At 73.3% G+C, this 26541-nt stretch carries 27 protein-coding genes; 7 read left to right on the forward strand and 20 right to left on the reverse strand.

The features are described 5' to 3' along the window. The first annotated feature begins 148 nt into the window (after nt 1–148). The 4 genes from ACIA8O_RS36395 to ACIA8O_RS36410 all read left to right on the forward strand — a co-directional run bounded on the left by ACIA8O_RS36395 (nt 149) and on the right by ACIA8O_RS36410 (nt 3099). Nucleotides 149–940 (forward strand): ferritin-like domain-containing protein, encoded by a 792-nt coding sequence (locus ACIA8O_RS36395; protein ID WP_396298342.1) that lies wholly within the window; start codon nt 149–151, stop codon nt 938–940. After that, nucleotides 937–1785 carry a ferritin-like domain-containing protein gene (locus ACIA8O_RS36400; RefSeq protein ID WP_396298343.1) on the forward strand — a complete coding sequence of 283 codons (849 nt, stop codon included), beginning with the start codon at nt 937–939 and terminating at the stop codon, nt 1783–1785. Before ACIA8O_RS36395 ends, ACIA8O_RS36400 begins: the two co-directional genes overlap by 4 nt. 83 nt (nt 1786–1868) lie before the next feature. Further along, entirely contained in the window at nt 1869–2282 is a 414-nt protein-coding gene (locus tag ACIA8O_RS36405; RefSeq protein WP_396298344.1) for a cupredoxin domain-containing protein, read from the forward strand. A 94-nt stretch (nt 2283–2376) separates the two neighbouring features. After that, the gene (locus ACIA8O_RS36410) at nt 2377–3099 is read left to right on the forward strand and encodes a sigma-70 family RNA polymerase sigma factor (RefSeq protein ID WP_396298345.1); all 723 of its coding nucleotides are present in this window, start codon (nt 2377–2379) and stop codon (nt 3097–3099) included. Here the strand turns inward: ACIA8O_RS36410 and ACIA8O_RS36415 are convergent. The 12 genes from ACIA8O_RS36415 to ACIA8O_RS36470 form a co-directional block, all read right to left on the reverse strand. Next, nucleotides 3039–4247, reverse strand: a complete 1209-nt coding sequence (locus tag ACIA8O_RS36415) for an NAD(P)/FAD-dependent oxidoreductase (RefSeq protein WP_396298346.1) — start codon at nt 4245–4247, stop codon at nt 3039–3041. The two genes, ACIA8O_RS36410 and ACIA8O_RS36415, sit on opposite strands and share 61 nt — an antisense overlap. A gap of 3 nt (nt 4248–4250) precedes the next feature. Continuing rightward, on the reverse strand, nt 4251–4604 hold the full coding sequence (locus ACIA8O_RS36420) for a bifunctional 3-phenylpropionate/cinnamic acid dioxygenase ferredoxin subunit (protein WP_396298347.1): 354 nt from the start codon (nt 4602–4604) through the stop codon (nt 4251–4253). Nucleotides 4605–4674: 70 nt separating this feature from the next. Next, complete coding sequence (locus ACIA8O_RS36425) at nt 4675–5106, reverse strand: hypothetical protein (RefSeq protein WP_396298348.1); 432 nt, start codon at nt 5104–5106, stop codon at nt 4675–4677. Then, nucleotides 5103–6266 carry a molybdopterin-dependent oxidoreductase gene (locus ACIA8O_RS36430; protein WP_396298349.1) on the reverse strand — a complete coding sequence of 388 codons (1164 nt, stop codon included), beginning with the start codon at nt 6264–6266 and terminating at the stop codon, nt 5103–5105. Before ACIA8O_RS36430 ends, ACIA8O_RS36425 begins: the two co-directional genes overlap by 4 nt. Nucleotides 6267–6465: 199 nt before the next feature. Then, a complete protein-coding gene (locus ACIA8O_RS36435) occupies nt 6466–7095 on the reverse strand; it encodes a lactate utilization protein C (protein WP_396298350.1) in 630 nt (209 codons plus the stop codon). After that, nucleotides 7092–8549 (reverse strand): LutB/LldF family L-lactate oxidation iron-sulfur protein, encoded by a 1458-nt coding sequence (locus ACIA8O_RS36440; protein ID WP_396298351.1) that lies wholly within the window; start codon nt 8547–8549, stop codon nt 7092–7094. Before ACIA8O_RS36440 ends, ACIA8O_RS36435 begins: the two co-directional genes overlap by 4 nt. Then, on the reverse strand, nt 8546–9292 hold the full coding sequence (locus ACIA8O_RS36445; protein ID WP_396298352.1) for a (Fe-S)-binding protein: 747 nt from the start codon (nt 9290–9292) through the stop codon (nt 8546–8548). Before ACIA8O_RS36445 ends, ACIA8O_RS36440 begins: the two co-directional genes overlap by 4 nt. A 3-nt stretch (nt 9293–9295) precedes the next feature. Next, entirely contained in the window at nt 9296–10303 is a 1008-nt protein-coding gene (locus ACIA8O_RS36450; protein ID WP_396298406.1) for an aldo/keto reductase, read from the reverse strand. A 28-nt stretch (nt 10304–10331) separates the two neighbouring features. Then, nucleotides 10332–11090: an SDR family NAD(P)-dependent oxidoreductase gene (locus tag ACIA8O_RS36455; protein WP_396298353.1), complete on the reverse strand. Its 759-nt coding sequence runs from the start codon at nt 11088–11090 to the stop codon at nt 10332–10334. Continuing rightward, a complete protein-coding gene (locus ACIA8O_RS36460) occupies nt 11087–12424 on the reverse strand; it encodes an L-fuconate dehydratase (protein WP_396298354.1) in 1338 nt (445 codons plus the stop codon). The genes ACIA8O_RS36455 and ACIA8O_RS36460 overlap by 4 nt, the downstream gene beginning before the upstream one ends. Nucleotides 12425–12435: 11 nt before the next feature. Beyond that, nucleotides 12436–13290, reverse strand: coding sequence for a fumarylacetoacetate hydrolase family protein (locus ACIA8O_RS36465; RefSeq protein ID WP_396298355.1), 855 nt, complete (start codon nt 13288–13290; stop codon nt 12436–12438). A 320-nt stretch (nt 13291–13610) separates the two neighbouring features. Continuing rightward, a complete protein-coding gene (locus ACIA8O_RS36470) occupies nt 13611–14282 on the reverse strand; it encodes a FadR/GntR family transcriptional regulator (protein WP_396298356.1) in 672 nt (223 codons plus the stop codon). Between the two features lie 65 nt (nt 14283–14347). Between ACIA8O_RS36470 and ACIA8O_RS36475 the strand changes: the two genes are divergently transcribed. Then, nucleotides 14348–15385 carry a sugar ABC transporter substrate-binding protein gene (locus ACIA8O_RS36475; RefSeq protein ID WP_396298357.1) on the forward strand — a complete coding sequence of 346 codons (1038 nt, stop codon included), beginning with the start codon at nt 14348–14350 and terminating at the stop codon, nt 15383–15385. 19 nt (nt 15386–15404) lie between these two features. Here ACIA8O_RS36475 and ACIA8O_RS36480 read toward each other — a convergent pair whose 3' ends face one another. The 8 genes from ACIA8O_RS36480 to ACIA8O_RS36515 form a co-directional block, all read right to left on the reverse strand. Continuing rightward, a complete protein-coding gene (locus tag ACIA8O_RS36480; RefSeq protein ID WP_396298358.1) occupies nt 15405–17843 on the reverse strand; it encodes a SpoIIE family protein phosphatase in 2439 nt (812 codons plus the stop codon). 101 nt (nt 17844–17944) lie between these two features. Beyond that, entirely contained in the window at nt 17945–18802 is an 858-nt protein-coding gene (locus ACIA8O_RS36485; protein ID WP_396298359.1) for an amidohydrolase family protein, read from the reverse strand. Continuing rightward, complete coding sequence (locus tag ACIA8O_RS36490) at nt 18799–19110, reverse strand: L-rhamnose mutarotase (protein ID WP_396298360.1); 312 nt, start codon at nt 19108–19110, stop codon at nt 18799–18801. Before ACIA8O_RS36490 ends, ACIA8O_RS36485 begins: the two co-directional genes overlap by 4 nt. A gap of 61 nt (nt 19111–19171) precedes the next feature. Then, complete coding sequence (locus tag ACIA8O_RS36495) at nt 19172–20356, reverse strand: hypothetical protein (RefSeq protein ID WP_396298361.1); 1185 nt, start codon at nt 20354–20356, stop codon at nt 19172–19174. 68 nt (nt 20357–20424) lie between these two features. After that, nucleotides 20425–21510 (reverse strand): enolase C-terminal domain-like protein, encoded by a 1086-nt coding sequence (locus tag ACIA8O_RS36500; RefSeq protein ID WP_396298362.1) that lies wholly within the window; start codon nt 21508–21510, stop codon nt 20425–20427. A 55-nt stretch (nt 21511–21565) separates the two neighbouring features. Continuing rightward, nucleotides 21566–22462 carry a carbohydrate ABC transporter permease gene (locus ACIA8O_RS36505; RefSeq protein ID WP_396298363.1) on the reverse strand — a complete coding sequence of 299 codons (897 nt, stop codon included), beginning with the start codon at nt 22460–22462 and terminating at the stop codon, nt 21566–21568. Beyond that, nucleotides 22462–23355: a carbohydrate ABC transporter permease gene (locus tag ACIA8O_RS36510; RefSeq protein WP_396298364.1), complete on the reverse strand. Its 894-nt coding sequence runs from the start codon at nt 23353–23355 to the stop codon at nt 22462–22464. The genes ACIA8O_RS36505 and ACIA8O_RS36510 overlap by 1 nt, the downstream gene beginning before the upstream one ends. A gap of 82 nt (nt 23356–23437) precedes the next feature. Then, a complete protein-coding gene (locus ACIA8O_RS36515; protein WP_396298365.1) occupies nt 23438–24769 on the reverse strand; it encodes an ABC transporter substrate-binding protein in 1332 nt (443 codons plus the stop codon). A gap of 118 nt (nt 24770–24887) precedes the next feature. Between ACIA8O_RS36515 and ACIA8O_RS36520 the strand changes: the two genes are divergently transcribed. Both ACIA8O_RS36520 and ACIA8O_RS36525 read left to right on the forward strand, forming a co-directional pair. Next, on the forward strand, nt 24888–25568 hold the full coding sequence (locus ACIA8O_RS36520) for a GntR family transcriptional regulator (protein WP_396298366.1): 681 nt from the start codon (nt 24888–24890) through the stop codon (nt 25566–25568). 101 nt (nt 25569–25669) lie between these two features. Then, a complete protein-coding gene (locus ACIA8O_RS36525) occupies nt 25670–26329 on the forward strand; it encodes a GntR family transcriptional regulator (RefSeq protein ID WP_396298367.1) in 660 nt (219 codons plus the stop codon). The last annotated feature ends 212 nt before the right edge of the window (nt 26330–26541 follow it).

Genomic DNA, 26541 nt, shown 5'->3' on the forward strand with positions numbered 1-26541 from the left:
CCTGCCGTCAACGGGCTGACCGTGCGTCAACTCTCCCTGGTGAACTTCGAGGGGTGCGGGGATCCGGCACCAAGCCGGGCGGAGCGGCGCCCCGAAGTGCCTGCGATGTGTCCGCGTGGTGCGGGCATCGGAGGAGATGAGGGGCGTGATGGCCGCAGAGCGCATCGACACCCGTGCGTTGGACGAGTTGACGGAGCAGTCGCAGGACCTGAACAGCGACGCGCTGCGGATCACCCGCGGCGCGCTGGCCGACTTCGGGCAGGCGGCCGAGCCCGCCGGGCGCCGCTGGTGGCAGCGCGGCAGCGTCCTGGCGGGCGTGGCCGGGGCGGCCGCGCTGTTCGGCTCGTCCCGGGCCTTCGCGGCCACCGCGACGGCGGACGACATCATGGCGCTGCAGACCGCGGCGTCGCTGGAGAACCTGGCGGTGAGCGTCTACCAGACCGCCGCCACGCTGCCGTTCATCAAGGACGGCAACAAGACGGTGGCGGCGTTCATCGCCAAGACCACCGAGCAGCACCAGGCGCACGCCAAGGCGTTCAACGCGGCCGCGACCCAGGCGGGCGGGAAGGCGCAGACCGGTCCGGACCCGAAGTACAAGGCGGTGGTCGACCAGACGCTGCCGACCATCAAGGGCCCGGCGGACGTGGTGAAGCTGGCCATCACGCTGGAGGACGTGGCCGCCCAGACCTACACCAAGAACGTCGGGCAGGTCTCCAACGCCGACCTGCGCAAGCTGTTCGCCTCGGTGGCGCCGGTGGAGGCGCAGCACCGGGCCACCCTGCTCGCGGTGCAGGCGCTGCTGGCGGGCAACGCCGCCGACCTCGTCACCATCCCGGTCGACCCGGCGAAGCTGCCGGCGGCGGCCGGCAGCTTCGGCTTCCCCGACGCGTTCTACCCGACCAAGGACGCCTCCCCGATCAGCGAAGGAGCCGTCAAGTGACCGGCACCGGCACCACCAAGGGCGGCTGGGAGCTGCCGATCACCGAGGCCCAACTCGCCCGCCTCACCCGGGACATGGAGCAGGCCCACCGGGACACGCTCCCCGCGATGCGGGCGAGTGCGGTCGACCTGGCGGAGGAGATCCGCACCCGCCGTGCCGAGTGCGGCGAGGCCGACCAGGGCCGGCGCCGCTTCCTGATGGGCCTGGGCGGAGTCGGCGCCGCCCTGGTGCTGGCCGCCTGCTCCAGCGACCCGAAGACCACCAACGCGGTGACTTCGCCGTCGGCCTCGGGCGGTTCGGCGAAGGCGTCGGCGTCCGCGTCCGCGTCCGCGTCCGGCCAGTACACCGGTGACCTGAAGGTCGTCGCGCTGGCCACCGCGCTGGAGAACCAGGCCGTCGGCGCCTACCAGGCGGCGCTGGACGCGGCGACCGCCGGCAAGCTCGGCACCGTCCCGCCGGCGGTGGCCACCTTCGTCACCACCGCGATGGCCCAGCACGCCGACCACGCCAAGGCCTGGAACGCGGTGCTCACCGGCGCGGGCAAGCCGGCCATCACCGACGTCCCCCTGTCCAACCAGGCCGACGTCACCGCGGCGCTCGGCAAGGTCACCGACGTCGGCGGGGTCGCCGAGCTGGCCCTCCAGCTGGAGGACCAGGCCGCGCAGACCTACCTGTTCGCGACCTACAACGTCACCAGCCCGGCCGGCATCGCCACCGCCGCCACCATCGCCCCCGTGGAGGCGATGCACGCCGCGATCCTCCACTACGTCCTGGGCCAGTACCCCGTCCCGGACGACTTCCTGCCCGTCGACAAGGCCGCCAAGCCCAGCCTCCTGACGGTCTGACACATCCCGGGGCGGGGACGCGGACGAGGATCCCGCGCCCCTGCCCCGGCTCCCCCGCCCACCCATCCAGGAGAACGCCGCCCGTGCACCTGTCCCCCTCCCGCGCCCTGGCCGCCACCACGGCCGTCGCCCTGCTGATGATCGCGGTCGGCTGCTCCGGTTCCACCGGTCCGGCCACCCCGGCATCCCCCTCGTCCGCACCCGCCACCACCGGACCGGCCGGATCCGGCACCGACAACCCCACGTCGGCCGTGAACATCACCGTCGAGGACTTCGCGTTCGCGCCCGCCGACCTCACCGTCGCCCCCGGCACCCGGATCACCGTCACCAACCAGGACACCACCCCGCACACCCTCACCTCCACCGGCAGGGCCTTCGACACCGGCCGCATCGACGCCGGCCAGAGCGCCACCTTCACCGCCCCCACCACCCCGGGCAGCTACCCCTACGTCTGCGACATCCATCCCGGCATGACCGGCACCCTCACCGTCAGGTAGCCGGCCCCGCTCCGGAAGAAGCAGAGGCACAGACAGTTCTCGGCTCCGCCGCCGTTCACCGACCGAAGGGGACGGGAGGGCCGTAGTGGGAGACATGACACGCCCGTCGCGAAACGCCGAGCCGCAGCCCGCCCGGGGAGACGCCCTCGAACTGCGTCTGGTGGCCGCCGCGGAGGGCGACGGGGAAGCGTTCCACCTCCTGTACGGCGAACTCCTGCCCTTCGTCGAGGCGGTGGTCACCGGCGTGCTGCGCGACCGGGCGCAGGCCGAGGAGGTCAGCCAGGAAGTGATGATCGAGGTGTGGCTCCACGCCGGCCGTTACCGTGCCGCCGCTGGTGGCGTTCGCTCCTGGGTGGCCACCATCGCCCGCCGCCGCGCCATCGACCGGGTCCGGCACCTCGGCGTGCAACGCCGGTGCGAGCAGCGGTGGGCGGCGGAGGAGCACAGCCTGCACCAGGGGGAGGGCGACGCGGACCCGGATGAGCGTCCGTGTGACGACGAAGCCGTCGAGCTCGCCCTCGGTACCCTGACGGCCCTTCAGTTCGAGGCGGTCCACCTCGCCTTCTACGACGACCGCTCCTACCCGCAGGTCGCCGGCCACCTCGGGATTCCGTTGGGCACCGCCAAGACCCGCATCCGCGACGCCCTCGTCCGCCTTCGACGGGAACTCGCCACCACCAGACCCCTGCCCTCCACCGGGGCCGGGGCCGGGGCCTCCACCGGGGCCGGGGCCGGGGCCTCCACCGGGGCCGGGGTTCAGCCGAGCAGGGAGCGCAGCGATCCGCTCTCCACCGCGTGCACGTCGACGGGGATCTGACGGTCGATCAGGCGCTGGGCGGCCTTGACGTCGTTGGGGCGGCCGACGGCGACCGCTCCGACGCAGCGTCCTTCGCGCAGGTAGAGGACGCTGCCGTCGCCCGCGGTCAGGTCGCCGCGGAAGGCTGGCTCGGCCTGCGGGTCGTAGTGGCCGGCCATCTCCAGGTGGTGGCCGTAGCGGTCGGTCCAGAACCAGGGTGCCCTGGGCGCCGGTTCGGGGAGGCCGAGGATGGCGCGGGCCGCGCGCTCGCCGCTGGTCCTGGCGTTGTCCCAGTGCTCCACGCGCGGCAGCGGCCCGTCGGGGCCCAGCGGCCGGGCGGCGTCGCCGACGGCGAACAGGCCGGGCAGCGAACTGCGCATGCCGGCGTCGACCAGGACGCCGTGGTCGACGGCCGCTCCCGCCTCCTCGGCGAGTCGGGTGGTGGGGCGGATGCCGATGCCGACCAGGACCAGGTCGGCGTCGACGCTCGCGCCGGTGGTCAGGACGGCCCGTACGCCGGCTCCGTCGGCGGTCAGTGCGCGCAGACCGGCCGTCACGGTGGTGACACCGTGGGCGGCGTGCTGCGCGTGCAGGAAGGTGGCGGCGTGCGGGCCGACCGCGCCCGCCAGCGGCAGCGCGGCGGGGTCCACCAGCGTCACCCGGCATCCCAGCTGCGCCGCGCAGGCGGCGCTCTCGGCGCCGATCAGCCCGGCGCCGACCACCAGCAGCCGGGTCCCCGGTACGAGCCGGGCGCGCAGCGCCGTCGCGTCCGCGTGGGTGCGCAGGGTGCGGACGGCCTCGTGGGGCGGTGCGACCGCGGCCGGGAGGGTCCGGGGTGTGCCGCCGGTGGCCAGGACGACGGCATCGGCCTCCAGCCGCGTCCCGTCGGCGAGTTCGACCCGACCCGCCCGCGGATCCAGGTGGGTGACCGGCGTCCCGGTGCGCAGGGTGATGCGCTGCTGCTCGTACCAGGCCGCCGGCCGTAGCGGCAGCCGCTCGTCGCCGACGGTGCCGGTCAGGAAGCCCTTGCTCAGGGGTGGCCGGTCGTAGGGCAGGCCGGGCTCGTCGCCGACGACGGTGATCGGTCCTCGGTGGCCCTCGGCGCGCAGCGCGCCGCACAGGCTCACGGCGGCGAGGCCGGCGCCGATGACGACGACGTGGGACGTCACCGTTCAGCCCGCCTGGGGCGGGGTGCCGGCGGTCAGCCAGATCGCGCCGTCCCGTACCTCGACGCGGTGGGTGCGGGCCGGGGAGGTGGCGGGCAGGCAGGTGGCCTCGCCGGTGCGCAGCGAGAAGCGGCTCTGGTGCAGCGGGCATTCGATCTCGCCGTCCTCCAGCCAGCCTTCGGCCAGCGACGCCTGCTCGTGCGGGCAGGTGTCGTCGAGCGCGAAGAGGGCGCCGTTCTCGCGGAAGACGGCGATGGTGTCGCTCCAACCGGTCGCGCCGGCGGGCACCGTGACGGCCTGTCCGTCGGCGAGCTCGGTGTCGGCGCAGACCCTCACAGGCGTGGCAGCGGTGTCGGTCATCGTGGTTCGGCTCCTCGGACAGGACGGTCGTGGACGGGATGGAGTGCTGGGGGCGGGCGGGGCCGGCGGCTCAGGTGCCCGGTGGTGCCGCGCGTCGGCGCAGTACCCGGACGGTGAGCGCGAGGGTTGCGGCGGCCCACAGGGCCGACAGGACCAGCGTCAGTCCGCGGCGGTAGTCGCGCGGCAGCGCGGAGGGCATGGCCGGGTCGTGACCGGTGCCGACCAGCAGCGGCAGGGCGACCACCAGGACGATGCCGGTGGCGAACAGGACGGCCTGCAGCACCGGCCTGGCACCCGCCGGGACGACCCTGACGATGACCGCGCCGATCACCAGCACGAGCGGCACGGCCGCCAGCAGCGGCCACAGCAGGGAGGCCAGCAGGAAGTCCGTCCAGGGCCGGTCGCCGAACAGTCCGGCCGAGACCGCCCCGGCGGTCCCGTAGCCGACTGCGGCGGTCCCGACGGCGACCAGGGCACCGCGCGTCCAGCGCATCCCGTTCACCGGGCACGCTCCACCAGGAGGCGGTGCACCCACTTGGTCTGCAGCACACCAGGCCGGCTCGGGGCGATCAGCCGGCAGGGGTAGCCGTGGTCGAGGTGCAGCGGCTCTCCGCGCAGCCGCAGTGCGAGCAGGGTCAGCGGGTCCTGCAGGTGGTCGGGGTCGACCACCGAGCTCGCGTACGGGCTGCCCTGTTCGAGCGAGACGACGGTGACCTGCGAGCGCGCGTCCGCTCCGACCTCGGCCACCAGCTCGCGCAGGCGCGGGCCGCTCCAACGCGCGCCCGCGCTCCACCCCTCGACGCAGGTGATCGGCAGGTCGACGGTGTGCTGGGGCCGGGCGGCGAGGTCCGCCAGGCTCAGGGACAGGGTGCCGCCCGGGCCGACGACCTCCAGCCGGTAGCCGGGATCGCCCGCGACCGCGACGACTCCGGCGCCGACGGCCGACTTGTTCACCGGCAGGCCCTGCGGGCCGACCCGGGGGTCGCGCGGGGCCAGCACCGACAGCGCCGCGAGCGGACGTACCGTCTGCCCGACGGTCGCGACGGTCACCACCCCCGCGGTGGCGGCCACCCCGCCCAGCAACCCGCGCCGGGACAGTCCCGTCAGGCCGCGCACCGGCCGCACCGGCGCGGTCAGCGCACGCCGGACGACGGGCAGCTTCACGCCGACGTGCACCAGCAGCGTCCCGATCGCCAGCCACGCCGTCCAGTAGTGGGCGACGGTGAAGGAGAATCCCATCGCGTCGTACCACCGGGCGATGTTCAGCACCCCGGTGGTCAGTTGGAAGACCGACGCCGCGACCAGCAGCAGCACGCCGGCCCGCTCCAGCAGCCCCGGCACGTCCCGCCACGACGGCCACCTCAGCAGCCGCGGGGCCACGGCCCACACCTTGGCGGCGAGTACGGCGAGGGCGGCCAGGCCGGTCGCGACGTGGGTGCCCTGGGTGACCCGGTACAGGCTGACCGGCCGCGACGGCCAGGCGAACCACCACGGCGGGTGCTGGATCGCGTGGCTGACGTACCCGGTCACGAAGCACACCCCGAACGCGATCCCCAGCGCCACGCCCAGCTGACTGGTCAGACGAGGGGAACGCAGCTTCGAGACGAACGTCCGGGACCACCGCACCGACCAGGACTGACGGGCACCGCCCACGGAAGTCATGGCCGCACCATAGCCACGGATCCGGACCAATCGGACAGTGACACCCTGCTGCGGATCTTACGGATCCACAACGCCGGTCCGGCCCACCGGGGCTTCGCCGATGACCGGGCCCCCACCGGGCGACGCGAACGGAGCGCACCCGCAGACCTGTTCGGTCACCCGCCTCGCCGACGGGAGTGCCGGAATCGGACCGCCGTGGTCATCGACGGTCGTCGACGATCAGCACTTCCAGGACGCGGGGGCCGTGGACGCCCTCGACCCGGTCGAGTTCGATGTCGCTGGTGGCGGAGGGGCCGGAGATGAAGGTGAGCGGCCGGGTGGGGTCGAGGGCGCTCAGGGCCTCGGGGAGGTCGGCGAGGATCTGGCTCGCCCGCACCACGCAGAGGTGGTGGTCGGGCAGCAGGCTGAGGACCCGGCGGCCCTGTCCCGGGCCGGCGTCGAGCACGATGGTGCCGGTCAGTGCGATGGCGGCGGCAGCGGTGGTGACCACCGCGTCGGCCGCTTCGAGCTCGGCCACCCCCGGCTCGGGCTCCGGCCCTGTGTCCGGCCCCGGGTGGATCTCTCCCGGGAAGCCCGGCGGCACGACCAGCCGGGTGTGGCCGTGGCCGGCGAGCGTCCGCCGGATGGTGGCCGCCGCCTCGGCCGGCGAGCAGCGCAGCACGGTGGCGCGGTAGTCGGCCACCCGTTCGGCGAACAGCTCGACCAGGTCCCCGTCCGCGTGGCTGTGCCGGTACTCGCGCGGCACCGGGACGTCCTCGGGCCGCTCGGTCGCCGGTACGTCGGCGAGCGCCGCGCGGATGCGGTCCAGGACCAGGGTGCGGCTGTTCACGGTGTCTCCCGGTTCTTGCGCCACCAGGCCCGGAAGGACTCGGCGGGCGGGACGGCGGTGTCGCGGGCGTCGGACCAGCCGCGGGCGGGCCCGGGCAGCGGGCCGATCCTGCCGTTGCGGCCGAGCAGCCGACCGCCGAGGGCGGCGGCCTTCTGGACGGCCGCGAACCGGCCCGGCGAGGAGAAGACGGTGGTGGCCGCCTTCATGGCGAGGGCCTCGGCACCGGGGAGGCGGTGCGAGCGGCGCTTGGACTCGACCGCCTCGGCCCGTAGGTGGGCCAGCACTTCGGGGATGTCGATCATCACCGGGCAGGCGTCGTAGCAGGCGCCGCACAGGGTGGAGGCGAACGGCAGCGAGGCCGCGTTCTCCACACCCGCCAGCTGCGGGGTGAGGACGGCGCCGATCGGGCCGGGGTAGACCGAGCCGTAGGCGCGTCCGCCGGTGCGCTCGTACACCGGGCAGACGTTGAGGCAGGCGGAGCAGCGGATGCACTGGAGGGTCTGGCGTCCGACCTCGTCCGCGAGGGTGGCGGTGCGGCCGTTGTCCAGCAGGACCAGGTGGAACTCCTGCGGGCCGTCGCCGGGGGTGACGCCGGTCCAGAGCGAGGTGTAGGGGTTCATCCGCTCGCCGGTGGAGGAACGCGGGAGCAGCTGGAGGTACACCTCCAGGTCGGTGAAGGCGGGGATCACCTTCTCGATGCCCATCACGGTGATCAGGGTCCGGGGCAGGGTCAGGCACATCCGGCCGTTGCCCTCGGACTCGACCACCACCACCGTCCCGGTGTCGGCGCAGGCGAAGTTGGCGCCGGAGACGGCGACCTCGGCCCGCAGGAACTTCTCCCGCAGGTGGAGCCGGGCCGCCTCGGCGAGTTCGGCCGGGTCGTCGCGCAGACCCTCCGGCGCGGGCCGCCCCCAGTCGGCCATCCGCTGCTCGAAGATGTCCCGGATCTCGGCCCGGCCCCGGTGGATGGCCGGCACCAGGATGTGGGAGGGGCGGTCCTCGCCCAACTGGACGATCAGTTCGGCGAGATCGGTCTCGTAGCCGGCGATCCCCTCCGCCGCCAGCGCCTCGTTCAGCCCGATCTCCTGGGTGGCCATCGACTTGACCTTGACCACCTCGGTCCGGCCGGTGGCCCGGACCAGGTCGACGACGATCCGGTTGGCTTCGGCCGCGTCGGCGGCCCAGTGCACGACGCCCCCCGCCGCCGTGACCTTCTTCTCCAACTCCCCCAGGTAGTGGTCGAGATGGCGCAGGGTGCGGCGTTTGATCGCGGCTCCGGCCGCCCGGAGCTGCTCCCAGTCGTCGAGCTCGCCGGTGGCCTCCAGGCGCTTGTCGCGGATGGTGGTGGTGGCCAGCCGCAGGTTGCGCCGCTGCCGGGTGTCGGCCAGCGCGGTGGCGGCGGCCTCGGGGAAGGCCGGGGTGCCGAGCCAGACCAGGCCGTTGGTGTCCTTCATCGGATGCCCCCCGCGCTGCCGGTGCCGGCCAGGATCTCGGCCAGGTGCAGGGTGCGGACCCCGGAGTTGAGCCGGGACAGGCCGCCGCCGATGTGCATCAGGCAGGAGTTGTCGGCGGCGCAGAGCACCTCGGCCCCGGTGTCCAGCACGCCGCGCATCTTGTCGGCGAGCATCGCGGTGGAGGTGGCGGCGTTCTTCATGGCGAAGGTGCCGCCGAAGCCGCAGCAGGAGTCCGAGCCGGGCAGCTCGACCAGGTCGATGCCCTGGACGGCGCGCAGCAGCCGCAACGGCCGGTCTTCGAGCCGCAGTCCGCGCAGTGAGTGGCAGGTGGGGTGGTAGGTGACCCGGTGCGGGAAGACCGCGCCGACGTCCTCGACGCCGAGCACGTCGGTCAGGAACTCGGTGAACTCGTGGACCTTGGGGACCACGTCGGCCACCTTGGCCTGCAACGCCGGTGGAGCGTACTGCGCGGCGAGGCCCGGGTGGTGGTGGCGGACCATGCCCGCGCAGGAGGCGGACGGGGTCACCACGGCGTCGTAGCCGGCGAAGGTGTCGGCGAAGCGGCGCACCAGCGGCATGGCGTCGGTGCGGTAGCCGGTGTTGAAGTGCATCTGGCCGCAGCAGGTCTGGCTGAGCGGGAAGTCGACCGTGTGGCCGAGCCGTTCGAGGACCTCGACCACGGCGCGGCCGGTGCCGGGGAAGAGCGTGTCGTTGAAGCAGGTCAGGAAGAGGGCGATGCGCATCCGTCAACTCCCTTGGTGGTGAGGGTCGATGGGCGTCGGGACGTCGTGCGGGAGCAGCCCCTCGGCGCGCAGGTCGTCCCACAGGGCGGCCGGGACGTGCCGGCCGTACTGGGCGACGGCGTCGCGGACCTGGTCGGCGGTGCGCAGGCCGAGCAGGACGGAGGCGACGGCGGGGTGTCCGAGGGGGAAGCGGGCGGCGGCGGCGCGCAGCGGCAGGCCGTGCAGGGCGCAGACGTCCTGGAGCCGCAGGGCCCGGTGCAGCACGTCCTCGGGCGCGGCCCGGTAGTCGTAGCTGGCTCCGGGCCGGGGGTTGGCGAGCAGGCCGGAGTTGAAGACGCCGGCGGCCACGACGGAGACGCCGCGCCGTTCGGCTTCGGGCAGCAGGTCGGCCAGGCCGCTGTGGTCGAGGAGGGTGTAACGACCTGCCAGCAGGACGACGTCGAGGTCGGTCTCGCGGACGAACCGGGCGGGCAGCGCGCTCTGGTTCATGCCGACCCCGATCGCGCCCACCACGCCTTCGCCGCGGAGCCGTTCGAGTGCGGGGTAGGCCTCGGTGAGGGCCTGTTCGGCGTGGTCGTCGGGGTCGTGCAGGTAGACGATGTCGACCTGGTCCAGGCCGAGCCGGCCGAGGCTGGCCTCCAGGCTGCGCAGCACGCCGTCGGCGCTGAAGTCCCAGACCCGGCGGTGGGTGGCGGGGACGGCGAAGCCGCCGGTGGCCAGGTCGTCGCCGACCGGGTCGTCGACGGGCTCCAGCAGTCGGCCGACCTTGGTCGAGACGGTGTAGGCGGTCCGCGGGTGTTCGCGGAGCGCGGCGCCCAGCCTGCGTTCGGAGAGGCCGAGGCCGTAGTGCGGAGCGGTGTCGAAGGTACGGATGCCGCCGGCCCAGGCGGCCGCCAGGGTCTCCGCGGCCTCCCGGTCCGTGACCGGGGTGGCCAGGTTGCCGATCCCGGCGGCGCCGAAGGAGAGCTCGCTGACCTGGACGGCCGTACGCCCCAGGGGATGTGTGCTGATCATGGTGGTCCTCTGGCTCACTCGTCGTTCACTTGGCCTCGGGCCGCATCCGCAGGCCGGCCATCCCGCCGTCCACGGCGATCGCGGTGCCGGTCACCGATCCGGCCCCGGGGCCCGCCAAGTAGACGATGGCGGCCGCGACTTCGCGTGCGCTGACCAGGCGGCCGGTGGGCTGGCGGGCGTTCAGGGCGGCGCGCTCGGCCGCCGGGTCGGGTGCCGCGTCGAGCAGGCGGTCCACCCACGGGGTGTCCACCGTCCCGGGGTTGACGCAGTTCACCCGGATGCCTTCGCGGACGTGGTCGGCCGCCATCGCCAGGGTGAGCGAGAGGACCGCGCCCTTGCTCGCCGAGTACAGGGCGCGCTGCGGCAGCCCGGCGGTGGCGGCGATCGAGCAGGTGTTGACGATCGAGGCGTGCGCGGAGCGGCGCAGGTGCGGCAGGGCGGCCCGGGTGGTGCGCACCAGGCCGAGCACGTTGATGTCCAGTACCCGGTGCCACTGCTGGTCGTCGTTCTGCTCCACGGTGCCGGCCGCGCCGATCCCGGCGTTGTTCACCAGGATGTCCAGGCCGCCGAAGGTGCGGGCGGCGGTGTCCACGGCCTCGCGCACCGAGCGGTCGTCGGAGACGTCGGCCCGCAGGCCGAGCAGCGGGCGGGCCAGGCCGTCCGGTTCGAGGTCCAGGACCGCCACGTTGGCGCCGAGTTCGCTGAGCAGCTGGGCGGTGGCCAGTCCGATGCCGGAGGCTCCGCCGGTGACCACGGCGTTCAGTCCGTCCAGGTCGGTGGTCATGCGTCGGGCTCCGTCCGGGCGAGGTCGGCGGCCCAGAAGGTGCCGTCGGGGTAGTGGTAGGTGGCGATGGACCCGGGGTGCAGCTCGGCGGAGAAGCCGGGCGCGGTGGGGGCGCGGTAGTGGCCGCGGTCGATCACCACCGGGTCGAGGAAGTGCTCGTGCAGGTGGTCGACGTACTCGATGACGCGGTCCTCGGTGGTCCCGGAGAGCGCCAGGTAGTCGAACATGGAGAGGTGCTGGACGAGTTCGCACAGACCCACACCGCCCGCGTGCGGGCAGACCGGGACGCCGTACTTGGCGGCGAGCAGCAGGATCGCCAGGTTCTCGTTCACCCCGCCGACCCGGGCCGCGTCCAGCTGCAGCACGTCGATGGCGCCGGCCTGGAGCAGCTGCTTGAAGACGATCCGGTTCTGCACGTGCTCGCCGGTGGCCACCTTGACCGGGCTGACGCCGCGTCGGACGGCGGCGTGGCCGAGCACGTCGTCGGGGCTGGTCGGCTCCTCGATCCAGTACGGGTCGAACCCGGCCAGGGCCTTGGTCCACTCGATCGCCTCCGGGACGTCCCAGCGCTGGTTGGCGTCGATCGCGATCCGGATGCCGGGGCCCACCGCGGCGCGGGCGGCGCGGCAGCGGCGGACGTCGTCGGCCAGGTCGGCGCCGACCTTCAGCTTGATCTGGGTGAAGCCCTCGGCCACCGCCTCCTTCGCCAGCCTGGTCAGCTTCTCGTCCGAGTAGCCCAGCCAGCCGGGCGAGGTGGTGTAGGCGGGGTAGCCCCCGGCGCGCAGCCGGGCCTCCCGCTCCGGCCTCCCGGCCCGGCCCCGGCGGAGCAGCTCCAGGGCCTCGGCCGGGGTGAGCTCCTCGGAGAGGTAGCGGAAGTCGACCTGGGAGACCAGCCATTCGGGCTCGGCGTCGGCCAGCAGTTGCCAGAGCGGCTTGCCCTCGCACTTGGCGGCCAAGTCCCAGACGGCGTTGACGACGGCGCCGATCGCCATGTGCATCACGCCCTTCTCCGGCCCCAGCCAGCGGAGTTGGCTGTCTCCGACCAGCTCCTGGTGCAGGCTCCCGGGGTCGGCGCACAGCTCGTCCAGCGAGCGGCCGAGCAGGTAGGGGCGGAGCGCGTCCAGGGCGGCGACCTGTACGTCGTTGCCGCGTCCGATGGTGAAGGTGAAGCCGTGGCCCTCGGGGCCGCCGGGCCGGTCGGTGCGCAGGACCAGGTAGGCCGCGGAGTAGTCCGGGTCGGGGTTCATCGCGTCCGAGCCGTCCAGCTCGCGGGAGGTCGGGAAGCGGATGTCGTAGGTGTCCACGGAGGTGATCCGTGCGGTGCCGGTGCTCAACTCACGGCCTTTCAGGCGGGGGTGAAGGTCTGGCGCTGGCTGCCGAGGCCGTCGACGGTGAGTTCGACGGTGTCGCCGGCGCGCAGGTAGGGGGTGCCGGGGAGGCCGAGGGCGACGCCGGCGGGGGTGCCGGTGTTGATCACGTCGCCGGGGTTGAGTGCCATGTACTGGCTCAGGTACCACACGACGTGGGCCACGTCGAAGATCATGTCCTTGGTCGAACCCTGCTGCCGCACCTGTCCGTTGACGGACAGCCGGAGGCCGAGCGACTGCGGGTCGCCGACCTCGTCGGCGGTGACCAGCCACGGCCCGAGCGGATTGAAGGTCGGGCAGGACTTGCCCAGGTCCCACTGGCCGGAGTACTCCAGCTGGTACTCGCGCTCGGACACGTCGTGGCTGATCGCGTACCCGGCGATCACCGCCGCCGCGTCCTCGGGCGTCGCCAGGTAGTGGGCGGGAGCTCCGATCACCACGGCCAGCTCCACCTCCCAGTCCGTCTTGACCGAGCCCCGGGGGATCCGGACCTCGTCGTACGGGCCGATCACGGTGGCCGGGTCCTTCATGAAGACCACCGGGCGGGTGGGGATCGACGCGCCGGTCTCCTCGGCGTGGTCACGGTAGTTGAGCCCGATGCAGACCACCTTGCCGGGTCGGGCCACCGGCGGCCCGACCCGCTCGGCACCGGCCCCGGCCAGCTCCGGCAGCGCTCCGGCTGCCACGGCGGCCCGGGCCCGGTCGACGCCACCGCCCGCCAGGAAGGGGCCGTCGAGGTCAGCGGTGACGGAGGTGAGGTCCAGCGTCCGGCCGTCCTCCGTCCGGACAGCGGGGCGCTCGGCGCCTGGCGGTCCGATCCTCAGCAGCTTCACGGCATCCCCTTTCATCGGATGTCTCGACAGCTCGAACCATACGCACGACCCCGTGCGAAGAACAAGCATTCATCCGATGTCTGGACGCTCGGCCACTGACCAATAACCGCAAATCCCCCTAAAATGGCGATAAGAACGCCATGAGATCCGATGAAAAGACTCAGAGCTCCTTGTCAGGCCCGTCCCACCCGCCTAGCCTGCTCGCAGCGGCCCGCACCCAACCCCTCCGATCATCCGGAGGAGGGGGCCGCACCGTCCGGTGCCGGCCGCCCCTGGGTGTGAGGGCTCCCAGCCGCGGCCGGCACCGATCCGACGGTGCGTCAGAGTGCCGTGCTCAGCCAGCGGGTGATGCTCGCGACGTGCACGGTGGCCCAGGCCCGGGCCGTCTCGGGGTCGCCCTCCTCGAGCGCCTCCAGGATCGCGGTGTGCTCGGCCAGGGTGCGGGCCACCGCGTCCTGCTGGGTGATCCCCCGCCAGAGCCGGGCCCGCACGGTGGGCGCCGAGATGGTGTCCAGCAGCGAGCAGAGCAGCGGGATGCCGGCCGCTTCGGCGATCCGGCGGTGGAACTCCAGGTCGGAGGCGACCAGTGCCTCCACGCTCGGACGCTCCCCCAGTCCGGCCAGCAGCTCCCGCAGCCCGGCCAGCTGCTCCGGGTCGATCAGCCGGGCCGCCATCGCGGTCGCGGCGGGCTCCAGGATGCCGCGCACCTGGAACGCCTGGAGCACGGTGTCGTCGCGGTGGAAGTCCAGCACGAAGGAGACCGCCTCCAGCAGCGCCGCCGGTTCCAGACTGCTCACGTAGGTGCCGTCGCCCTGGCGCACGTCCAGGATGTTCAGCAGCGACAACGCCTTGACCGCCTCGCGCAGCGAGTTCCGGGAGAGCCCCAGCTCGGCCGCCAGGTCGGCCTCCTTCGGCAGCCGGTCCCCCGGCCGCAACGCACCGGAGACGATCATCCCCTTGATCTTCCCGATTGCCTCGTCGGTGACGGCCACCCGGCACACCCCTCGATAGATCCGATGTCTGCCCCAGTATGCCCCGCCCGCCCCCAGGAGGTACCGTGCCCGCCGTCCGCCGTCCCCTCTCGCTCTGTGCCCTGGCCACGGCCCTCCTCCTGGCCGGCTGCACCGGCACGGGTGACGAGCCGTCACCCTCCCGCGCGCCCCGGATCGCGGTGGACATACCTCGGAGCGACTCGGACTTCTGGAACAGCTTCGGCGCGCGGCTCGCGGAGGACCGCACCACCGCCGCCGACACCGAACTGCTGCCGGTCACCTTCTCCGACGGCGACGTGCAGCGGCTGATCGACCACCTCGGCGCGTTCCGCCGGGCCGGCGCCAAGGGCGTGGTCATCGCGCCCCAGGACACCCGGGCCGCGGCGGCCGACCTCGACCGGCTGGCGGCCGCCGACATCGGCGTGGTCAGCGTCGACACCCGCCCGGAGTCCGGCTGGGTCTACATGGTGGTGCGGGCCGACAATCGGGCGCACGGCACCAAGGCCTGCGAGTTCCTCGGCGGAAAGCTCGGCGGCAAGGGCAGCCTGGTGGTGCTCCAGGACTCCCTGGACTCCCTGAACAGCTACGAGCGCTCCCAGGCCTTCGCCCGCTGCATGCAGTCCTCCTTCCCCAAGATCACCGTGCACCGGGTGGACACCGGCGGGAGCACCGAGAAGGCGGCAGCAGCCCTCAAGGAGCTCCTCGTCACCGACCCCGGCCTGGACGGCGTCTACCTCCAGGGCGGCAGCCCCTTCCTGGAGCCCGTCCTCACCACCCTCCAGGCCCGCGGCCGACTGGTCCCGGCCGGCCGGCCCGGCCACCTCACCGTGGTCTCCAACGACGGCACCCCGCCCGAGCTGGCCGCCATCCGCACCGGCCTGATCGACGCCACCGTCTCCCAGCCCGTCGACCTCTACGCCCACTACGCCCTCTTCTACGCCCACGCCGCCGCCACCGGCCGGCGCTTCGAGCCCGGCCCCACCGATCACGGCTCGACCATCGTCGCCATCCCCAACGGCCTGGAGGACCAGCTCCCGGCCACCCTGGTGACCCGTCAGAACGCCGACGACCCGGCCCTGTGGGGCAACCGCACCCTCCGCTAGCCTCCGTGCGGATCCCCCGTCAGATCCCCCAGTCCGGCACCGCGCCCGGCATCTGCTCGGCCCAGATGACCTTGCCGCGGTCCGTGTAGCGGGTGCCCCAGCGGCGGGTCATCTGGGCGATCATGAACAGGCCGCGGCCGCCCTCGTCGGTGATCCGGGCGTGCCGCAGGCGCGGGGCGGTGCTGGAGCCGTCGAAGACCTCGCAGATCAGCGCCGTGTCGTGGATCAGCCGCAGCCGGATCGGCTCGGCGCCGTAGCGGATGGCGTTGGTGACCAGCTCGCTGACCACCAGCTCGGTGGTGAACTCCAGCTCCTCCAGGCCCCACTGACCCAGCGTCCGGGAGGCGAACCCCCGCGCCCGGGAGACCGCCGCCGGGTCGGCCGGCAGGTCCCAGGAGGCCACCTTGTCCGGCCCGAGCACATGGGTGCGGGCCACCAGCAGCGCCGCGTCGTCGGCGGCCGGGCCGGGCGGCAGGGCGGCCATCACCCGCTCGCACAGCTCGTCCAGCGCACCGCCCGGGCCGGCGGCGAGCAGCTCGCCCAGCACCCGTTGGCCCGCCTCCGGGTCGCGGTCCGGGCCGGCCAGCAGGCCGTCGGTGCACAGCGCGATCAGCGAACCCTCCGGCAGGGTGGTGCGGTGCGACTCGAAGGGCAGCGAGCCGAGGCCGAGCGGCGGGCCGCCCGGCAGTTCGGCGAAGGTGACGGTCCCCTCGGGGGTGACCAGGGCCGGGCCCGGGTGTCCCGCCCTGGCCATCACACAGCTGCGGTCGACCGGGTCGTACACCAGGTAGAGGCAGCGGGCGCCGAGCACCGCGGCGGCGGCCGGGGAGTCGTCGGCCGCGGCCGGGTCCAACGCCTCCTCCTCGATCAGCCGCAGCACCAGGTCGTCCAGGTGGGCCAGCAGCTCCTCCGGCGGGAGGTCGGTCCCGGCCAACGTGCGCACCGCCATCCGCAGCCGGCCCATCGCGGCGGCCGCCGCCAGTCCGTGGCCGACCACGTCGCCGACCACCAGGGCGACCCGGGCCCCGGAGAGCGGGATGACGTCGAACCAGTCACCGCCCGCGCCGCCCGGCCCGGACGCCGGGCGGTAGCGGGCGGCCACCTCCATGGTGGTGGCGCCGTCGGCGAGCTTGGGCAGCAGGCTGCGCTGGAGCGTCACCGAGGCCAGCCGCTCGCGGAAGTAGCGGCGGGCGTTGTCCAGGGCCAGCGCGGCCCGGCCGACGAACTCCTCGGCCAGCGGCAGGTCGGCCGCCTCGAACCGTTCGCTGCCCTCGCCACGCAGCAGCAGCGCCACCCCCAGGCAGGTGCCGCGGGCCAGGATCGGCACCGCCATCGCCGAGCGCAGGCCGAACTCCCGCACCCGCTCGCTCCGGACCACCTCGCCGGACGGCCAGCCGTCCCCGTCCGGGTCCACCACCGCCTGGAACACCGGTGTCCCGCCGGCGACGCACCGCGCCACCGGCGAGTCCGCGGTGAAGCCGGACGGCTCCCCCACCGCGACGGCAGCCTCCGGCGTACCGGCCCGCACCGACCGGTGGGCGACCCTGACCAGGGTGGGGACCCGCACCTGCCCGGCTGGCGGCTCCTCGCCGCGCAGCACCTCGGGGAACAGGTCCACGGAGACGAAGTCGGCCAGGGCGGGGACCCCACAGGCCGTCAGCTCCTCGGCGGTGCGGGTGAGGTCGAGGCTGCGGCCGATCCTGGCCCCGGAGTCGGTGAGCAGCGACAGCCGGTCCTGGGCCCGCTGACGCTCCGTCACGTCGGTGCCCATGTAGCAGACGCCCAGCACCCGGCCGTCCCGGTCGTCCAGCCGGAAGAACGAGGTGGCGTAGACCCGTTCCCGCTCGGCGTCGGCGGGGGTGTGGCCCCGGTACTCGAAGCCGAGCACCGGTTCCCCGGTCACCAGGGCGTGCCGCAGCTGTGCCTCCATCGCCTCCGGCTGCAACCCGGGCAGCACCTCGGTGACCCGCCGGCCGAGGCGGTCGGCCTGCGGCACTCCGGCCATCCGCTCCAGGGTCCGGTTCAGCCAGACGTAGCGCAGGTCGGCGTCGAGCACGGCGATCCCGTACGGCAGCTCGGTCAGGAAGCGGTCCAGCACCGAGCGGCTGACGGTCCACCAGGGGGCGCCCTCCAGCCCGATCGCCGAGACCACGGTGCAGCGGTCACCGCCGGGGCCCTCCAGCGGGGTGACCCGGACGCCGAGCGGGATGCTCCGGCCGTCCCGGTGCCGGCCCTCGGCGGGGCCGGTCCAGTCCTCGGCCAGGCCCTCGGGCAGGGCGACGAAGTCGGTCAGCGGACGGCCGACGGCCGAGGCCGCGGGGTGGCCGAACAGCCGCTCGGCCTGCCGGCTCCACCAGGAGACCCGGCCGGCCGGGTCGGCCGCGAGGGCCACCACCTCGGCGAGGTCGGCCGGGGCGTCGGCCCCGGGGGACGGTCGGTCGGTGCCGGGGGTGTCCATGCGGGTCGTCCCCTCGCGATCCCCCCGGGCGGTCGGTCGGTGCCATCCATTGTAGGTTTCGCGCCCGGCGCCGCCCGGAAGCGGCGCGTGGCGGCCGGTGCTCAGCCCCGGTCGTCCGGGCGGAGCCGGTAGATGCGGGCGGCGGTGCCCTCGAACACCTCGGTCCGCTCGGCGATGGTCAGCCGCTCCGTCAACTGCTCGGCGGTTTGCAGGACTTCGGCGTACCCGGCGGCGAGCGTGCAGACCGGCCAGTCGGAGCCGAACATCAGGTGGTCCGGTCCGAAGGCGTCCAGCGCGGTCTCGGCGTACGGCCTCAGCTGCTCGACCGTCCAGTGCGCCCAGTCGGCCTCGGTGACCAGGCCGGAGAGTTTGGCGGAGGTGTTCGGCAGCCGGGCGAAGTCCCGCAGCGCCGAGGCCCAGGGATCCGTTCCCCCGGCCGCGACCGGCGGCTTGCCGAGGTGGTCGAGGACGAACGCCAGCTGCGGCAGGCGGGCGGCGGCCTCCGTCGCGGCCGGGAGCTGCCCGGGGGTGATCACCAGGTCGTAGGCGAGCCCGGCGGCGGCCACCGCCGCGAGCCCCCGCAGGACGTCGGGCCGCAGGATCCACCCGGGGTCGGGCTCCAGCTGGACCTGGTGGCGGATGCCCACCAGCCGCTCCCCGCCCGGCCCCGCGGCCAGGGCGGCGAGCCGGTCGGCCACCGCCGGGTCGGTGAGGTCGGTCCAGCCGACCACCCCGGCCACCAGCGGGTCGCGGGCGGCGAGCCGGAGCAGCTCCGGGGTCTCCCAGTCCTCGGTGACGGTCTGCACCACGACGGTGGCGTGCACCCCCGCGGCGTGGGCCTGCGGGCGCAGCTCGTCGGTGTCGAAGGCGCGGCGGAGCGGGTCGAGGACGGGGGCGTCCAGCCAGGGGTGCTCGCGCTCCACCGGGTCCCACACGTGGTGGTGGGCGTCGATGCTCACAGCTGCCACACCACCGGGAGCGCGGCGGCCGAGCCACCCGCCGAGTAGTCGTGGGCGACGTCGAGGAGTTCGGCCATCCGCAGCTGCCAGGCGGCGTTGACCGGAAGCTCCTCGAGGGCGGCGATCAGGGCCGCGTAGTCCTCGCAGTCGAGGACGTGGAACAGCTCGGTGCCGCTGCGCCAGATGGTCCACTCCGTGGCGCCGGCCGCCCGCATGGCGTCGGTGAGCTCGGTCGGGACGGCGCGGTGGGCCTCCTCGTACTCGGCGATCCGGTCGGGGCGGACCCGGGTGTGCAGGGCGATTCGCATCGGTGTTCCAGACGGTCGGGCGGGGCCGGCCCCGGGCGGGACCGGCCCCGTGGGCGGTGGGTTACAGGCCGGCCAGGTGGGCGGTGCGGGTGCCGGCCGGGGAGGTGAGGTAGCCGCGCAGGCGGCTCGCGATGCCGGGCAGGTCGCCCGGGAGGGTGGCGCTGGGCCCGTAGAGGGCGGGGGCCGGTACCTGGCCCACCTGGGCCGCGAGGTCGGCGGCCACCGCCGCGTTGAGCGCGCCGTTGGGCACGATCCGGACGGTGTAGTCGATGATGCTGTCGGTCTGGCTGTTGGTGATGTGGACGCCCGGCAGGGCGCCGATGCCGTTCACCCACGGGAGCGAGTTGCGGACGTGGGTGAGGGTGGCGGAGGTGCCGCTGGTGGTGCCGTTGCCGGTGGACTGGACGACGGCCACGTTGGGGCTGGTGGCGGTGGCGCCCTGCTTGAAGACCACCGAGTAGCCGGTGGTGCCGGTGACCGGGGTCTCCGGGTAGTCGGGCACCGAGGCGGCCGGGTACCAGGTGGCGGGGTTGCCGTTGGCGTCCAGGCTGGTGGCGAGCGCGTCGAAGGTGTCGGAGGAGTTCATGAAGGGCACCCAGTTCTCCAGGTAGAACGCCTGGTTGGCCTGGGTGACGCCGCCGTCCACGATCTTGGGTATCCGGACCACCCGGCGGATCTGCAGCGCACCGTTGTCCAGCCGGGTGTAGCGGGTGAGCTGGGGCACGGTGTCGGAGCCCGCGTAACGACTCGTCAGGCCGTCGATCCACTGCTTGTCCGCGATGGTCCAGACGTCGGTGGTGGTGGCGTTCGGCTGCTCCACCGCGACGGTCCGGGTGAACTCGCCGGCCATATTCCCGGCCTGGTCGATGTTCCACCGGTCGTAGTAGTGCGCCTTGTCGGCGGTGGACATGCCCCAGAGCACCGACTGGACCACCCGGTCGGTCTCCTCCCCGGCGTAGCTCGGGGAGAGCAGGGCTCGGTAGCCGGCCGGGCAGTAGCGCATCTCGGCGATGCTGCCACCGGCCCCGAGCCGGAAGTCGAACTGGGCCGTGCCGTTGTACGAACTGCGCTGCCAGACGTCGCCGTTGTAGGTGAACAGCTGCCAGCTCCAGCCGGTGGTGGCAGCGGCGGGGGGTGCGGTGGCGACCGCCGGGAGGACGGCGGCCGCCACCGTGGCGGCCAGCACGGCCAGCACGCTGCGGCGGGTGGGGGTGGCGCCCTTGCGGTGGGGGTTCGTGCGGTGCATGGTTCCGGCTTCCTTCGGGTGGGGGGTGGGGGGAGGAAGGTCGGTCCGTGACGGTGCGTCAGGGAGGGTCAGCCCAGGAAGCGGCTCAGCTCCTCGGGTGCCCCGTCACGGTCCCATTCGGCCTCGTAGCCGATGCCGGGAGCGGTCCCGGCGTGCACGAGTCCCGAGGCGTCCACGGCCGGCTCCCGCTGCACGGGGTCGGCCGGGACGAAGGACTCGTAGTACGTGGTGTTGGAGATGGCCATGCACAGGTGGGTGTGGACCACCCCGCCGCCGTGCACCTCGGCCCGCATCAGGTGGGCGTCGGCCAGGTGGGCGGTGCGCATGGCGCCGGTGATGCCGCCGCGCAGGCCGGCACTGGTGCGCACGGCGGTGGCGGAGCCGTTGGCGATGAAGTCGGCGGTGTTCATGTGGGCGCCGTCGCTGGTCTCGGCGACGATCAGCGGCACGTCCACCTTCTCCGCGAGGCGGCGGTAGGCGGTGGTGCTGAACTCCCGCATCGGCTCCTCGTACCAGAGGTAGTCCGCCGCCGACAGCACCCGGCCGAGCCGGATGGCGTCCAGCAGGTCGAAGCCGGCCGAGCCGTCGTACATCAGCGGGACCTTGTCGCCGACGTGCTCGCGCAGCCTGGTGCACAGCTCGATGTCCCGGTCGACGTCGCCCCAGGCGTGCAGCTTGATGGCGGGGTAGCCGAGTTCGAGGCACTGGTCGGCGACGTCCAGGTACTGCTCGACGCTGTCGAAGGTGGCGGTGGAGGCGTAGGCGGGGATCGAGGTGCGGAAGCCGCCGAGCAACTGGTGCACCGGCAGACCGGCCGCCTTGCCGCCGATGTCCCACAGGGCGACGTCGACCAGGCCGAGCAGGTAGAGCGGGAGTTCCTCTATCCGGTCGATCTCCCACATCCGGTGCCAGAGCCACTCGCGCTGGAGCGGGTCGGCGCCGAGGAGTTCGGCGCGCAGCCGGCGGTCGGTGATGTCGGCCAGGATCGCGCCGCGGTGGCAGTAGGCGAAGCCGGTGTGGCCCTCGTCGGTGCCGAGGACGAGCCAGCCGCCGGTGTGCGCGCCTTCGGAGCCGGGCAGTCCGTCGCGCCAGCGGAAGGCCGGGCTGACGGCGGGCCTCTCCTGGAGGACGACGTCGACGGTGGTGATCTTCACGGGGTCTCCCGGGAGGAGGGGCGGGTGAGGGCGGGTGGTGCGGGCTGACGGCGGCTCAACTCTTGACCGAGCCTTCGAGCAGGCCGCGGACCAGGAAGCGCTGGGCGAACAGGAACACCACGGCCACCGGCACGATGGTGAGCACGCCCGCGATCGCGGCCTCCGGCCGGTGGATCGGCAGGAAGCTGCCGCCGAGCGCGGGGTTGAGGGCCGGGGTGCCGGAGATCAGCGCACCGAGGCCGACGGGGAGGTTGAAGGTGGCGTCCTCGCCGAGCATCACGTAGGGCAGGAAGTAGTTGTTCCAGTTCCCGACGAAGGCGAAGAAGGTGAGCAGGCCGATCAGCGGCCGGGCGAGCGGCAGTGCGATCTTGGTGAACAGCTGGCGCTCCGAGCAGCCGTCGATCCGGGCCGCCTCCAGCACCTCCTTCGGCAGCACCGTGGAGAAGTGGATGAAGGCCAGGTAGACGCCGAACGGGTAGAGGCTGGCGGGCAGGATCACCGACCAGGCGGTGCCGGTCAGTCCGACCGCGTTGACCTCCAGGAAGAGCGGCAGCACCAGGGCGGCGGGCGGCACGATCATCGCCAGCAGGGTGGCCACCAGGACGGTGCGGCGCCCGGCGATCCGGGTGGCGGCCAGCGCGTAGCCGGCCAGCAGCGAGGTGGTGACCGAGATCAGCACCGCTCCGCCGGTGTAGAGCACCGAGTTGACGATCCACCGGTAGACCACGCCGTCGTTGTAGGTGGTGAGGTTGTGCCAGGCGTTCGCGTAGCCGCCGAGCGAGCCGAAGGAGAGCGGGTGCCCGTCCACCAGCTGGGCGTCGGTCTTGGTGGGGGCCAGCAGCAGCCAGAGCATCGGGACCGCGCAGGCCACGGCCAGCAGGCCGAGCAGGACGGATCCGGTGGCCCGGCCGGCCGAGAAGCGCCGGCGGGCGGTGGCGGCGGGTGCGGACATCAGTCCACCTCCGTGTCGAAGAACTTGGCCCGGGTGACCAGCAGGGCCGCCCCGGTGGCGCAGACCGCCAGCATCATCAGGCAGAGCGCGGCGGCGGCCGCGAAGTCGCCGTTGTCGAAGGCGAACACCAGGCCGAGCTGGTTGAGCGACCAGGTGCGGGAGCCCACGAAGGCGATGCCGTAGAGGAGTTGGGGCTCGATGAAGATCTGCAGGCCGGCCGTGAAGGCCAGGATCAGCATGTAGACCACGTACTTGGAGATCAGCGGCAGCTTCACCCGCCAGGCGGTCTGCCACCAGGAGGCGCCGTCCACCCGGGCCGCCTCCAGCAGCTCCCGGGGGACGCCCTGGAGCGCGCCGTACATGATCACCACCCACTGGCCGAAGCCGGTGGCGAAGGCCATCAGGGCGAAGATCACCACCAGGTGGGACTGCTGGAAGACGTCAGTGCCGGTCTCCTGGCCCATCGCCTCCAGGACCGGGGCGAAGGGGCTGAGCGAGGGTTGCAGCATCACGTACCAGAGCAGCACGCTGGCCGAGCCGGTGACCGCGCCGGGGAGCATGTAGACCAGCCGCAGGCCGGCCCCGTAGGCCGGGCGCTGCTCCTGGACCACCAGGGCGAGCAGCAGGACGCCGATCACCATCACCGGGAGGTAGAGCGCCATGAAGAGGGCGACGTTGCCGAGCGCGGGCAGGAAGCGGAAGTCGGAGAACACCCGCAGGTAGGCGTCGCCGCCCGCCGGGCCGACCCCCTGCGGGTCGGCCAGCGACTCGTAGACGGCGTAGCCGGCCGGGCCGATGCCGAAGGCGAGCAGGAGGACGAGGTAGGGGGCCAGGCAGAGCCAGCCGAACCATTGGGATCGGTGCGCTGGCCTGGCCTTGGAGTACGTGGTCACGGTGCCGGGTCGTCCAGGGGTCGGGGCGGCGCTCGGCGCCGCCGGGGGTGATCCGGTTCTGGGGCGCGTCTCGGTGGCGCTGTTACTCGACGACATAGCCGTCCGCCTTGGCGAGGTTCACCAGCCGGGTCTGCAGGGCGTCCAGGCTGGCGCCGATGCCCGCGCCGGACCGCACGCTGGGGACCACCACCTCGGTGAACGCGCCCTCGACGTCGTAACTGGTCGGGGACTCCACCGGGTTGACCTTCGACGCCTGCTGCTCCATGGCCGGGAACGGGTCGGCCGCGTAGAACGGGTCGTCCTTCAGCCGCTCGGCCCAGGCCTTGGCCGCCGGGCCGTAGGCCGGGTAGGTCGGGGCGGTCTTCTGGTAGTCGTTGCTGGTGGTCATCCACTGGATGACCTCGGCGGCCCCCTTCATGTTCTTGGAGTGCTTGGAGACGACGTAGATGCCGCCGCCGACGCTGCCGGACCAGTTGGTGCTCTCACCCTGCCAGCTCGGGTACGGCGCGGCCGCGATCTGCCCCTTCGGCGTGGCGAACAGGTTGTCCGGCTTGAACAGGAAGTCGCCCAGCCAGGAGGCGCCGGGCAGCATCAACACCTTGCCCTGCTTGCCGAGTTCGGCCATCTCCGGGTCGAACAGGCCGACGCCGGTGACCGAGCCGTTCTTGATCAGCGGGTCCAGCAGATCGGCCACTCGGGTGCAGCGCGGGTCCTTCATGTCGATGTGGACCTTCTTCGGCCCGGTCACCTGCTGGATCGGGCAGCCGCTGGCCCAGAAGTAGTCGTAGTAGCTGAACAGGCTGCCGGCGCTGCCGATGATGTAGCCGGGGTGCTCCTTGGCGACCCGCTCGCCGAGCGCCTTGTACTCGTCCCAGGTCTTCGGCACCTGGTAGCCGAACTGCTCCATCAGCGGCTTGTTGTACCAAGTCACGGTCTGCGCCAGGTCGTTGCGCAGGCAGTAGAGCTTGCCGTTCTCGGTGCACGGGTCGTTGCTGCTGCCGAACTGCTGGCGGACGTCCTGCGGGACGAGCGCGTCCAGCGGCTGCGCGTAGTCCATCGACGGGTCGGTCCACTGCGCGATCCGGGTGGTCCGGCCGTCGAACAGGATGTCCGGCCAGCCCTTCCCGGTGCGGTTGAACAGCTTCATCTTCGTCAGCAGGGCGTTGCCGTCGTAGGTCTCGATCTTCATCTTCACGTCGGGGTGGGACTTCTGGAACTGCTCGAAGCCCGCCTGACGGGTGGGGTCGGTCCAGACCAGCAGCGTTTCGCCGGAGTCGCTGGTGATCGTGCCGTCACTCTTGGTACCGCCGGTGCCACTGCTGCAGCCGGCCACGAGGACCACCAGAGAGGCTGCGGCGCAGGTCAGCGCACGTCTGAGGGTGAGCGGCCGGGCGGAAATGAGGGTGCTGCGCATCGTCGGCTCCAGAGGGAAAATCATGTACGATGTTGGATGTCTGATGTTCCATGGATGTTTCTTGGACGTCAACCCCCGGAACCAGCAAGATTGGGCATCGACCGAGAAGGAGGTTCGAATGACCGCGACGAGTGATTCCTCTGCCGCAGACTCCGTGCTGCCGCGCCGTCAGGTGCTCGCGGACGACGTGTACGACGTGCTCAAGGACTGGCTGCAGAGCGGTCACATCGAGCCCGGGAGCCGGGTCAAGATCGACACCCTGGCGGCCCGGCTGGCCATATCGAACACGCCGATCCGGCAGGCGCTCGGCCGCCTGGAGGCCGACGGCCTGGTGCACAAGCAGCCCTACCGGGGCTTCGTCGCCGCCAGCCTCCCGGACCGCAAGACCATCGCCGACATGTACGAGTGCCGGCTGCTGCTGGAGCCCCCGACCGCCGCCCGCGCGGCGGCCGCGGTGCGCGAGGAGGACCTGGCCTTCCTGCGCGCCCACGCCGGGGCCGACGAGCGCCCGCAGGACAGCGCGGACCTGGACGCTCTGGTCAAGGCGGACGAACTGCTGCACGGCCGCCTCGCCACCATGGCGGGGAACACGGTGGTGGCCGACACCCTGGAGCGGCTGTTCGCCCGCTCCCGCTCGTTCCGGTCCTTCTACACCCGCGAGGGCGCGGTGCACACCACCCGCCTGGAACACGAGGCGGTGATCCTCGCCGTCTCGCAGGGCGACGGCCCGGCCGCGGCCGCCGCGATGACCGCCCACCTGGAGGCGGCGGCGGAGCGGATGCTCGGCTCGCTGGCCTGACCGGCGCTCCCCTCGGGGCGGCAGGCGCCACGCCTGCCGCCCCGACGCACGTCCCGCCCCGGCACCTTTCCGTCCCGGCACCTTCCCGTCCCGGAGTCCCCATGGCCGACCGCACCGCCGGGCCGCCGACCCGCCGACCCGTACCCCCGCAGAGCGTGCTGGCCGCCTACGTCTACGGCACCCTCCGGGCCGACCTGCTGGACGGCCGGATCGCCCCGGGCGAGCGGCTCAACCTCGACGGCCTCGCCCGCCGCCTGCACGTCTCCAACACCCCGGTCCGTCAGGCCCTCGCCGCCCTCACCGCCGAGGGCCTGACGGACCGTCTCCCGAACCGGGGCTACCGCGCCTCGCCACTGCTGGACGCCCGCAGCATAGAGGAGCTCTACGAGTACCGGCTGCTGGTCGAGCCGCCCACCGCCGCGGCCGCCGCACTCCGTCCCGGCCCGCACCGGGCCGGCGAGCTGCCCGCCCTCGTCGACCCGGCCGGGGCGGGCGCCGATCCGGCCCGTCGCGACGTCGCCTTCCACCTGGCGGTGGCCCGGGGCGCAGGGAACCGGGTGACGGCCGCCGCCCTGGCCCAGGTGCTCGGCCGCAGCTGCGAGTACCAGCTCTACGCGGCCCCCGAGGCCCTGACCCGCACCGCGCAGGAGCACCTGCTGATCGCCCGCGCGGTCGTCGCGGGCGAGCCGGAGACGGCCCGGGCCGCCATGCGCGCCCACCTCACCAGCGCCCTGCTCCGCCTGCGCGGCGCCGTCTCCTGACGCTCCGTCAACCTCCTTGCCCGGCAGGTGCCGCGGAGCGCGGCAAACACGTTCGGCGCGGCATCGGGGCCCGATCGTGTTACGCCCGCCACCGCCGTTGACCCGCCGGACACCCCGTCGCAGCATGGCCGTCACACCCACGCCCCGCACCGGGCCCGCTCACCGGGCCCCGCTCCGGCGTGCGCGTGGCCCAACTCCCCCCACCCGAAGGA

Source organism: Kitasatospora sp. NPDC051853 (assembly GCF_044452665.1).
Classification (GTDB): Bacteria; Actinomycetota; Actinomycetes; order Streptomycetales; family Streptomycetaceae; genus Kitasatospora.

Coding starts and splice junctions, on each gene's coding strand:
- ACIA8O_RS36395 (WP_396298342.1), top strand. CDS start 149: ATGGCCGCAGAGCGCATCGACACCCGTGCGTTGGACGAGTTGACGGAG.
- ACIA8O_RS36410 (WP_396298345.1), top strand. CDS start 2,377: ATGACACGCCCGTCGCGAAACGCCGAGCCGCAGCCCGCCCGGGGAGAC.
- ACIA8O_RS36420 (WP_396298347.1), bottom strand. CDS start 4,604: ATGACCGACACCGCTGCCACGCCTGTGAGGGTCTGCGCCGACACCGAG.
- ACIA8O_RS36430 (WP_396298349.1), bottom strand. CDS start 6,266: ATGACTTCCGTGGGCGGTGCCCGTCAGTCCTGGTCGGTGCGGTGGTCC.
- ACIA8O_RS36440 (WP_396298351.1), bottom strand. CDS start 8,549: ATGAAGGACACCAACGGCCTGGTCTGGCTCGGCACCCCGGCCTTCCCC.
- ACIA8O_RS36445 (WP_396298352.1), bottom strand. CDS start 9,292: ATGCGCATCGCCCTCTTCCTGACCTGCTTCAACGACACGCTCTTCCCC.
- ACIA8O_RS36455 (WP_396298353.1), bottom strand. CDS start 11,090: ATGACCACCGACCTGGACGGACTGAACGCCGTGGTCACCGGCGGAGCC.
- ACIA8O_RS36480 (WP_396298358.1), bottom strand. CDS start 17,843: ATGGACACCCCCGGCACCGACCGACCGTCCCCCGGGGCCGACGCCCCG.
- ACIA8O_RS36490 (WP_396298360.1), bottom strand. CDS start 19,110: ATGCGAATCGCCCTGCACACCCGGGTCCGCCCCGACCGGATCGCCGAG.
- ACIA8O_RS36495 (WP_396298361.1), bottom strand. CDS start 20,356: ATGCACCGCACGAACCCCCACCGCAAGGGCGCCACCCCCACCCGCCGC.
- ACIA8O_RS36505 (WP_396298363.1), bottom strand. CDS start 22,462: ATGTCCGCACCCGCCGCCACCGCCCGCCGGCGCTTCTCGGCCGGCCGG.
- ACIA8O_RS36515 (WP_396298365.1), bottom strand. CDS start 24,769: ATGCGCAGCACCCTCATTTCCGCCCGGCCGCTCACCCTCAGACGTGCG.
- ACIA8O_RS36520 (WP_396298366.1), top strand. CDS start 24,888: ATGACCGCGACGAGTGATTCCTCTGCCGCAGACTCCGTGCTGCCGCGC.
- ACIA8O_RS36525 (WP_396298367.1), top strand. CDS start 25,670: ATGGCCGACCGCACCGCCGGGCCGCCGACCCGCCGACCCGTACCCCCG.